Raw genomic sequence first — 8425 nt, forward strand, 5'->3', positions numbered from 1 at the left:
ATGCGCCGATCGACCCGGTCGCGCCGCCGGCCGATGGCCTGGTCGAAGCGACTCCAACGGCACCGATGCCGGCGGCGGACTATGAGGAGCCGGCGATCGTCGAGGAGCCGCTCGACGACGATTTCCGACCGTTCCGCTACGAAGCGGAGGAGCCGCCGCGCTCGCGCAGCCCGTTGCTGACGGTCTTGCTGGTCGCGCTGTTGATTGCCGCCCTCGCCGCGGCATTCTGGTTCCTGGCTCCGGCCGAATGGAAGCAGCGCATTGGGATCGCGGGAGCGGGCGAAACTCCGCTGCAGCTGATGATGACTCACAGCGACCGCCAGAAGCTCGCCAGCGGCAATGAGTTGCTGGCGGTGAGCGGACGGGTGATCAATCCGACCGACGAGAACCAGGACGTGCCGCCGATCCGCGCCCAGCTGCGCAGCGCCACCGGCGAGCTGGTCTACAGCTGGACGATCGCTCCGCCGGCGCGGACCCTGCCGCCGGGAGCGAGCGCGACGTTCAACAGCGCCGAGGTCAACGTCCCGGCCGGCGGCGATGAGCTGACCATCACTCTGGGCTCGGTCAAAACCTGAAATTCTACTCGAATTCGACCAGCTTCAGCACTTCGAGCGACCCGTCGGCGCCGCGAACGACGCTCGGGCGCAGCATTTGCGGCTGCTCGCGCTCGATCTCCGAAAAGCGTAGCCGGGCGGCGGCAAGGATGGTCACCGTCGCCCGCGCCTGGCGAACCGGCGCGGCCGGTCGCGGCTCAACCCGCTCCAAGGGGACGGCGAGCGCGGCGGTTGCCATTGCGAGCGAAGCGAAAATGACCATCCGATACGCGTAACGCGCGGGCGCGCTTATGGTAAAGACGGCCTTAACTTCCTGTCCCGCAGAGGGACAGAGCTGGGATGGATCCGGGACGAATCCAGGCCGGACCGGCGGAGCGATCGGGCGGCATTGCCTGCCCCCAAGCCCTTTGCTAGACGCCGCGCCTCGCCAGTGGGCGGCCCTTTATGGTTAGTCTTTGGGGGCCGCCGAGCTTTTCATGACGTGCGGTCGTGGCGGAACTGGTAGACGCGCAGCGTTGAGGTCGCTGTGGCCGAAAGGCCGTGGAAGTTCGAGTCTTCTCGACCGCACCATTCCGTCCCTGGCGCCCTGGCAGCCCGCCCGTTCTTGCGATGCATTAGCAATTAGCATCTGGGGAGCGGTTCCAGGTCCACGCCAGTCCTGGCGATGAGTGGGTAAGCGCGCGCAATCGCCCGGCGAACAGAGGCAAAAAGTCGTCCGAGACGACAGATCGGCTGGCGCGCGGTCTATTCGAGCAAGGCGATGCGCGGCGGCGGCTCGACGTGGATCGAGCCCAGCCGGACGACCGGTTTCGCCGCGCTGACCGAGACCGAGACCTTGAGATCGGCCGCAAGGCTGGTCGCTTCGGCGGTCTCTTTGGACAGCCGGATCCGATACTCGCCATAGGGCACGCGCTGGAACAGGAAGAAGCCGTCGAAATCCGTCCGGGTGGTGGCGATGGTCTTGCCGGCGCCGTCGACCAGCTCGAGGTCGAGTCCTTCAAAGCCAAGGCCGCCGCTCTTGACGATCGCGCCTTCGATATCCCCGCCGCCGACGAGGCCGATCTCGACGTGGGCGGGGACCCCGGGCCGCGGCACCACGACCTGGAGTGCCTTCTTCGGCACCAGCATCGGGTCGGACAGGCTTGATTCGTCGATCCCGACCGTGACCGGAGTGTAGGCGGCCAGTCCCCCGACCAGCACCGACCCTTGGGAATCCGTGGTTCTCTCGGACAACCGCGGGCCGGTGGTGATCAGCGCTCCCTTTTCGAGCGGCTCGGCGGGATCGCGCACCCCATTGTCGTTGAGGTCGCGGTAAACTCTTGCATTGACCGCGCCCGCGACGGCCAGCGACTGGCGCGACAGCTTGAAACCGCCACCGGGGTCCAGCGAGAAGTTGAGGTTAAAGCCGAGCGCCGCCGACCCGTCGCTCGCCGCTTCGGCGGTCAGTGCCACGGCCATGGAATTCAGGCGCCGGACATTGGTGACCCGCGCCCGCGCACGCTTTGCGGCCGCGTCATAGATCACACCGCCTTCCCAGTCGGTCGTCTCCGATGCCGACCAATAGGCGGACAGCTCCGCGGAGCGGAACCGGGCGTCGGGAGTGATGTCGAAGCTGGTCGAACCGCGCAGGCGCACGTTGCCGACTCGCCCGGCGCCGATCATTGCCAAATTGACCTCTCCCGGCGGTGACGGGCCGGAGCGCAGATACTGCCTGCGGTAGCGAAGGTCGGTCGCCAGGTTGAAACGGTCGATGTTGGCCGCCAGCCGGCCTGCGGCCTCCAAGTGGCGGACTCCGTCCCGGTCGGTCAGCCGGAAATCGGCGTGCGCGGGGAGGACCTGGCGGCCCAGCCGAAGCGGCGCGTCGAGCCTGAGCCGGACGTCGCGCACGGTCTCGCGCCGATCGGCTCGCAAATGAAAATCATTTGCAGCAAGCGCCTCCGCGCTGACGTTGACGCTGCCGAACTTGCCGAGCAACTGCGCGCGCGCCGCCTTTCCGCCCGAGCTTTCGCCGGCGACGCCGAGTTCGATCATCGCCGAGCCGACCGATCGCCGAACCGTGCCCTCGAGGAAGCTCAACCGCTCATCGCCGACCAGCATCAGCCTCGCGAGCGCCCCCGCCGAGGTGCGCTCGTCGATGCCATGCTCGACCGAAACGGCCGCCTGCGCCCTGGGCTGGCGCTCCTCGTCGGGCGGGTGCTCGAACGAAGCGGCATCGCGCCCCGGCTGGTTGGCCCCGGCCCAGTACCAGGTCTTGCCCGGCGGCACATGGTCCTGGCCGACGTTGATCAGCTCCTCGCGCGTCCGGACCTGCCCCTGCGGTCCGTAAAGGACGATGTGGATCCGGTTTTCGCCGTAGAGAAGCTCCACGTCCTCGAACCGGTAGCGCTGGTCGCCGGTCGGCTTGGCAAAGGCGAGAAGCTCGCCGTTGCGGTAGATTTCCGCGTCCCAGCCGCTCGGCAAGTAGCCTTCGAAGCGAGTGCGGTCGAACGCCGTTTGCGGGACCAGCGGCCGGTTGGTGACCACGGCGCCGCGGCCGCTGGCGGATGAGCCGGTCAACCGGCTGTCGAGCCCGGCGACGTCGCCAAGGCCGAAATGGGTAGCGTTCAGCGGCCCGAGCAGCCCGCCTTCCGGGTCCGACCGGTGCGCGCGTAGCCGAAGGGTGCGCGGCATGCCCTTGTTATCGGTGGATAGCTGCGCGTCATACGACAGATGGGCGATTTCACCCGCCGCGAACACCGATGTGCGGCGATCGACCTTGAGGCCGTCCCTGGCCCGATAGGTAACGCCGCCGCTGACGACGAAGTCGAGCGCCGGCGCTCGCCACATCCGGTAGGGGAGGCGCACCTGCGGAAGAGTCGAGAGGTCGAACTTGGCCGGCTTGATCTGCGCGGCGCGCTGCTGACGCTCCATCGCGAGCTCGACCGGCAGCTTGGCCTCGGAGCTCAGCATCAGCACCGAGCCGGAGGTCATCGGCTTGACGGCGATTCCAAACCAGCGGGTGAGCGCCGAGCTGTCGACGCACCAGCCGTCGGGTGTTTCGCGCACCGTTCCAGGCGCGATCGGCTCGGCCCTGGCGCCATAGCTCGCTTGCCGGGCAGCCAGATCGATGGCGATTCGGTTCTGCTCCTTGAACGCCCAGCCCTGCGCCTTTTTGGCGGTCAAATCGACCTTCATCGGCACGTCGAGCGTGGTCAGGAAGTCGCCAAAGACGATGCACGTGCCTTCGGGCGTGTTGTAGGCGCGCACTCCCTCGCCGAGCCGGAGCTGGCGGATCCGGACGTCGAGCAGGAATTGCTCGTCGGGATGCGCGGTCCAGCTCTCGCCGGCCGGAATCGAGGCGGATGCGCCGACCGCCCCGGCGCAGCCGAGCGCGGCGAGCGCGCCGAGCGCGCCGAGCCTGCGCAGCCACTTGCGGCCGGGAGCCATGAGCGTCGCTCTCTGGTCTCCGACTGCGCCTAGCGCAGCACCGTCCGGGTTTCGGCGATGGTGTGCGAGCCGTCGGCGTAAGTTTCGACATATTGCACGATGACCGGGCCGCGAACGTCACCCTGAAAGGCTTCGTCGACCGGGATCGTCACCTTGCGCGTCGTCACCTCCTTGTAGACGGCGACGGCCTTCTGGATGGCGATCGGGTCCTTGACTCCGGGTTTGAGCACCCGGACCTCGCCGAAGGTCGAGCGATCGCCCGAGCGGCTGAGGTCCAGCGCCACCGCCAGCCTGCCGGCGCTGGTGTCGAGATGAACGTTGGCAATCCCGGCTTTCGCCTGGAGATTGCCGAAGCGGGCGATGACTGGAATGGTAACTCCGTAAACCGGGATCAGGGCGAAGCGCAGGCCCTTGCCCGGCTCCTCCGGCGCGGCGGCCGCGGAGCGCGCCGGCGGGATGGCGCGAAACAGCAGATGGACCCGATATTCGCCATCGGGCAGCCCCTGCGGCGCGCGCGCCGACACCCGCACCGATTGCGGCTGGCGCGGCGCCAGGGTCACCCGTCGCGGCGCGTAGACGATCATCTCCTGCGCGAGCCTGTCCTCGGCGGTCGGCTGGTCGACCTCGATGAGGCCTCCGTCGGGGGTCATTCGGCGCAGTTCGACCGAGATCCGGTAGGTGGCCGGCTCGTCGCCGATATTGTTGAGGACAACCTCGGCGCCCTTGCGGCCGTCGAGCACCAGCCGAGTCGGAGCAACCAGCAGGTCGCCGACGCCGGCGCCGGCCGGCACCGCGGCCAATAGAGAAGCGGCCAGCACAGCTGCCGCGAACGTTGGTCTGAACATCATGGTGGCGATCCCCGCTTTGCTCCGCCTGGAGCGATCGCTCGGTTTTACATCCAGAATGGTTGATTTTCGGTCAACCAACGCCGTTCAACGCGGTGTCGCGACCAAACGAAATGGGGCCGCCGTTGCCGGCGACCCCATCCTTCGCGCCGCGGGTGCGGCGAACGTCGTCCACTTAGTAATTCACGGTCACCGCAAATGTGCCGATGTACGTGCCTTCGGCCTGGCTTCCGGCAACCGAGATGCTGCCGCCGATCGCGAACTCGGTCCCGGTGGAACCGGAATTGCCGAGAGCAACGCTGGCCGGCGCGTTGACGGTGAGCAACAGCGGCGTCGAGCCGGCCGGGCCGGTCATGCTGACGTTGCTCGAGTTGACCGTCACGGTCTGGTTGTTGGTGCCGGTGATCTTGTATTTCGCCGCTGTCGAGGCGCCCGAGCAAGTCACGGCCGTGCCGGGGCAGGTGCGGCTGCCGTCGAGCGCAACGGTGACCGTCGTCGGTCCCGCATCGACCAGCGTGACGGTGCCGAAGTCGAGGTCCTGCACCCACGTCAGGCTGAGCGGCTTGACGATCCGCGCGGTGGCGGTCGCCTGCTTGTCCGGCACAACCGGAGCGGCCAGCGCCGGCGTCGCCGACAGCGCCAGTGCGGCAACCGCCGCGGTGATACGAAGAGTGTTCATCATGTCTATTTCCCCACTGGTCCAAAAATGTCAGCGGCTGCCCGACCGCTGGTTGGGTCATCCGTGGGTCCCCTATTAACGCCGCGCGCTTACGGCTTTCCTTTTGGGACTGGTTAACGGTCGGTTTGGATTTCCACCGAAATGGAGGCGATTGCCTCAGAGATATTCGACGGTGATCGGAACGTCGCCGCGATAGTCGCCCTCGGCGTCGCCCATAATCCTCAACCGCCCACCGAATCGGAACGATAGCGATCCGGCCGAGTCGAGCCGCGCGACCGGCGGCAGGTCGCTGACGATATCCTCGATGGTGATTCGTCCGCCGCTCAACGAATAGAGTTCGATTCGGCGCGGCAGCTCGACCCGCACCGTCCGCCCGGCCTCGCCGCGGACAACGGCGCTGCCGGCCATCGCCCGGCCGGATATGTCGCTGATGACGCCGCTGACGCTGCGCGAGCCGTCGGGGAGCAGGGTCGCGGTTCCGCTCCCGGCGCCGAGCAGGATCAGCCGGTCGAAATCGAGGCTGGTCTCGATCTCCAGGCTGATCGGGCCCGAGGCGGAGCCCTCCTCGCGGCTGGTGGTCGGAGAGTCGCACAGCCGGCATTGCGCGCTCGCCGGAAACAGCGGCACGGTCGACATCCCCGCGGCAAGCGCGAGGACCGGCAAAAGGAGCAACGTCCTGCTCATCGCCAGCGATCCTAGAGGCGACTGGCTAAAGCTGGGTTAATCCGCCGCTAACCCGAGCAGCGGCAGGACCAGGAGCGCGACGCGCGATCGTCGCACGCCTATTGTCCCAAACGGCCCGACTTCCTATCGCTTGAGGCTCGATGCCCCCCATCCCCACCGCTCCGCGCCGGCCGTTCGTCACCGCCCTCCAGGTCCTGGTCTACGCGGGGCTGGTCGGACTGCTGGCGCTGATCGTCGCGGTCGCCGTCGCGGTCGCCTCGCTGCCCGGCTATTCGGAGCTCTCGAAACGCTCGGACCTCGGGCAGATGATCCGGGTCCGGTCGAGCAACGGCGCGGTGCTGGTCTCGCTTGGCCCGAGCTTCGGCCAGTGGCTGCGCTACGAGCAGATCCCGCCGCAGATGCGAACCGCGATGATCGCCATCGAGGACAAGCGCTTTCGAAGCCATGTCGGCATCGATCCGCTGGGCATCGCCCGGTCGATCAAGGTGCGGTTCGATACCGGCGCCTGGCGACAGGGCGGCTCGACCATCACCCAGCAGCTGGCGCGCAACATCTTCCTGACCAACAGCCGCACCTTCGGGCGCAAGCTCAAGGAAGGCGTCCTGGCGCTGGCGCTGGAGCGCAAGTTCAGCAAGGACCAGATCCTCGAGCTGTATCTCAACCGGGTCTATTTCGGCGGCGGCGCCTACGGCATCGACGCGGCGTCGCGGCGCTTTTTCGGCCACAGCGCCGACACTTTGTCGCTCGGCGAAGCGGCGATCATCGCCGGCCTGGTCAAGGCGCCGTCCAATTATTCGCCGACCGCCGACGCCGAGGCCGCCCGGCGCCGCTCGAGCATCGTCCTCAACGCGATGGTCGAGAACGGCTTCGTCAGCCGTTCGGCGGCGGCGTCGGTCGACCCGGCGGAAATCCGGCTCCAGCCGACCACCAAGCAGAACAGCGTGCGCTACTTCACCGACTGGGCGCTGCCGCAGCTCGATACACTGATCGACGAGACCAGCGAGCCGATCGACGTCTGGACGACGCTCGACACCAACATGCAGCGGGCGGCCGACCGGGCGATCGCCGCCAACACCCCGCGCACCGCCCAGGGAGCGCTGGTTGCGCTCGATCGCGACGGCGCCGTCCGAGCGATGGTCGGCGGCCGCGATTATGTCGACTCGCTGTACAACCGCGCCACCCAGGCCGAGCGCCAGCCCGGCTCGGCGTTCAAGCTGTTCGTCTATCTGTCGGCGCTCGAATCGGGGATGAAGCCGACCGACAGCATCGTCGACGAGCCGATCGAGATCGACGGCTGGCGGCCGCGCAACGCGACCCGCACCCACTTGGGGCCGGTCACCCTGCGCGAGGCCTTCGCGCGCTCGATCAACACGATCAGCGCCAAGATCGGCGCCGACCTGGGCTTTGCGACCATCGCCGACATGGCGCGCCGGTTCGGGATCAGCGGCAAGATCTCGACCTTTCCCTCGATGGTGCTTGGAACCAGCGACGTTCGGCTGATCGACATGACCCGCGCCTTTGCCTCGGTCGCCAACCGCGGAGTCTCGGTCGCGCCCTACGCGATCCGCCGGGTGGTGACCGCCGACGGGCGCCAGCTCTACCAGCACGAGGGCAGCGAGGAGCGGGTGCTGGTCGCTCCCTGGGTCGCTGCGGAAATGACCGATCTGCTGCAGTCGGCGGTCCTCACCGGCACCGGCCGAGCGGCCCAGATCGGCCGGCCGGTCGCCGGCAAGACCGGCACCACCAGCTCCAACAAGGACGGCTGGTTCATCGGCTTCTCGAGCGGCATCACCGCCGGAGTGTGGATGGGCCGCGACGACGCCCGGCCGATCGGCGGGCTGCAGGGCGGAACCGCGCCGGCGCGCGCGTTCCACGATTTCATGGTCGTCGCCGTCGCCCGCCGCCCGGTCGAGCAGTTCGAAACCGAAGTGCCGATGCCGGACTGGCAGCTCGAGCCCGAGGAAGAAATCTGGGCGCTTCCGCCCGAGGAGCTCGGGCTGGAGCCGCTGGTCGACGCCGACGGCATTCCGATCGACCCAGCCGACCCCGGGGTCGTCCAGCCGGGGGTCGTCCGGCCCGGCGAGGTGCCGCCGGAAGGGTGGCCCAATGAAATCCTCCGGAGTGGCAGCGAACGCGCGCCGCAGCCGCAGCCGCAGCAGGTGCCGCCCCAGCCCCCGCGCGTGCCACCGCGGGCGCCCGGGCCGCGCTCAGTGCCCGCGCCCGATCCGCTTCAGCCG

General features: G+C 68.2%; 7 protein-coding genes and 1 tRNA gene. 3 read left to right on the forward strand and 5 right to left on the reverse strand.

What is annotated here, in order from left to right:
* The coding region (locus tag H0T81_RS04945; protein WP_294010476.1) for a hypothetical protein at positions 1-575 on the forward strand (575 nt) is incomplete at its 5' end.
* Between the two features lie 4 nt (positions 576-579).
* Here H0T81_RS04945 and H0T81_RS04950 read toward each other — a convergent pair.
* Positions 580-792 carry a hypothetical protein gene (locus H0T81_RS04950; RefSeq protein ID WP_294010478.1) on the reverse strand — a complete coding sequence of 71 codons (213 nt, stop codon included), beginning with the start codon at positions 790-792 and terminating at the stop codon, positions 580-582.
* A gap of 245 nt (positions 793-1037) precedes the next feature.
* Between H0T81_RS04950 and H0T81_RS04955 the strand changes: the two genes are divergently transcribed.
* Positions 1038-1124 (forward strand) — tRNA-Leu (locus H0T81_RS04955).
* A 174-nt stretch (positions 1125-1298) separates the two neighbouring features.
* On the opposite strand, the gene H0T81_RS04960 is transcribed toward H0T81_RS04955, so the two are convergent.
* From H0T81_RS04960 to H0T81_RS04975, 4 genes are all read right to left on the reverse strand, one after another.
* Positions 1299-3980, reverse strand: a complete 2682-nt coding sequence (locus H0T81_RS04960) for a carboxypeptidase-like regulatory domain-containing protein (protein ID WP_294010479.1) — start codon at positions 3978-3980, stop codon at positions 1299-1301.
* Between the two features lie 29 nt (positions 3981-4009).
* A complete protein-coding gene (locus H0T81_RS04965; RefSeq protein WP_294010480.1) occupies positions 4010-4828 on the reverse strand; it encodes a molecular chaperone in 819 nt (272 codons plus the stop codon).
* Between the two features lie 172 nt (positions 4829-5000).
* On the reverse strand, positions 5001-5504 hold the full coding sequence (locus tag H0T81_RS04970; RefSeq protein ID WP_294010481.1) for a DUF4402 domain-containing protein: 504 nt from the start codon (positions 5502-5504) through the stop codon (positions 5001-5003).
* A gap of 156 nt (positions 5505-5660) precedes the next feature.
* Entirely contained in the window at positions 5661-6188 is a 528-nt protein-coding gene (locus H0T81_RS04975; protein WP_294010483.1) for a DUF4402 domain-containing protein, read from the reverse strand.
* Positions 6189-6328: 140 nt separating this feature from the next.
* Between H0T81_RS04975 and H0T81_RS04980 the strand changes: the two genes are divergently transcribed.
* Positions 6329-8425: PBP1A family penicillin-binding protein (locus H0T81_RS04980; RefSeq protein WP_294010484.1), on the forward strand; the 2097-nt coding region annotated here is incomplete at its 3' end.

The organism is Sphingomonas sp. (genome assembly GCF_013812825.1).
Lineage (GTDB): Bacteria > Pseudomonadota > Alphaproteobacteria > Sphingomonadales > Sphingomonadaceae > Sphingomicrobium.

Coding starts and splice junctions, on each gene's coding strand:
- H0T81_RS04950 (WP_294010478.1), bottom strand. CDS start 792: ATGGCAACCGCCGCGCTCGCCGTCCCCTTGGAGCGGGTTGAGCCGCGA.
- H0T81_RS04960 (WP_294010479.1), bottom strand. CDS start 3,980: ATGGCTCCCGGCCGCAAGTGGCTGCGCAGGCTCGGCGCGCTCGGCGCG.
- H0T81_RS04965 (WP_294010480.1), bottom strand. CDS start 4,828: ATGATGTTCAGACCAACGTTCGCGGCAGCTGTGCTGGCCGCTTCTCTA.
- H0T81_RS04970 (WP_294010481.1), bottom strand. CDS start 5,504: ATGAACACTCTTCGTATCACCGCGGCGGTTGCCGCACTGGCGCTGTCG.
- H0T81_RS04975 (WP_294010483.1), bottom strand. CDS start 6,188: ATGAGCAGGACGTTGCTCCTTTTGCCGGTCCTCGCGCTTGCCGCGGGG.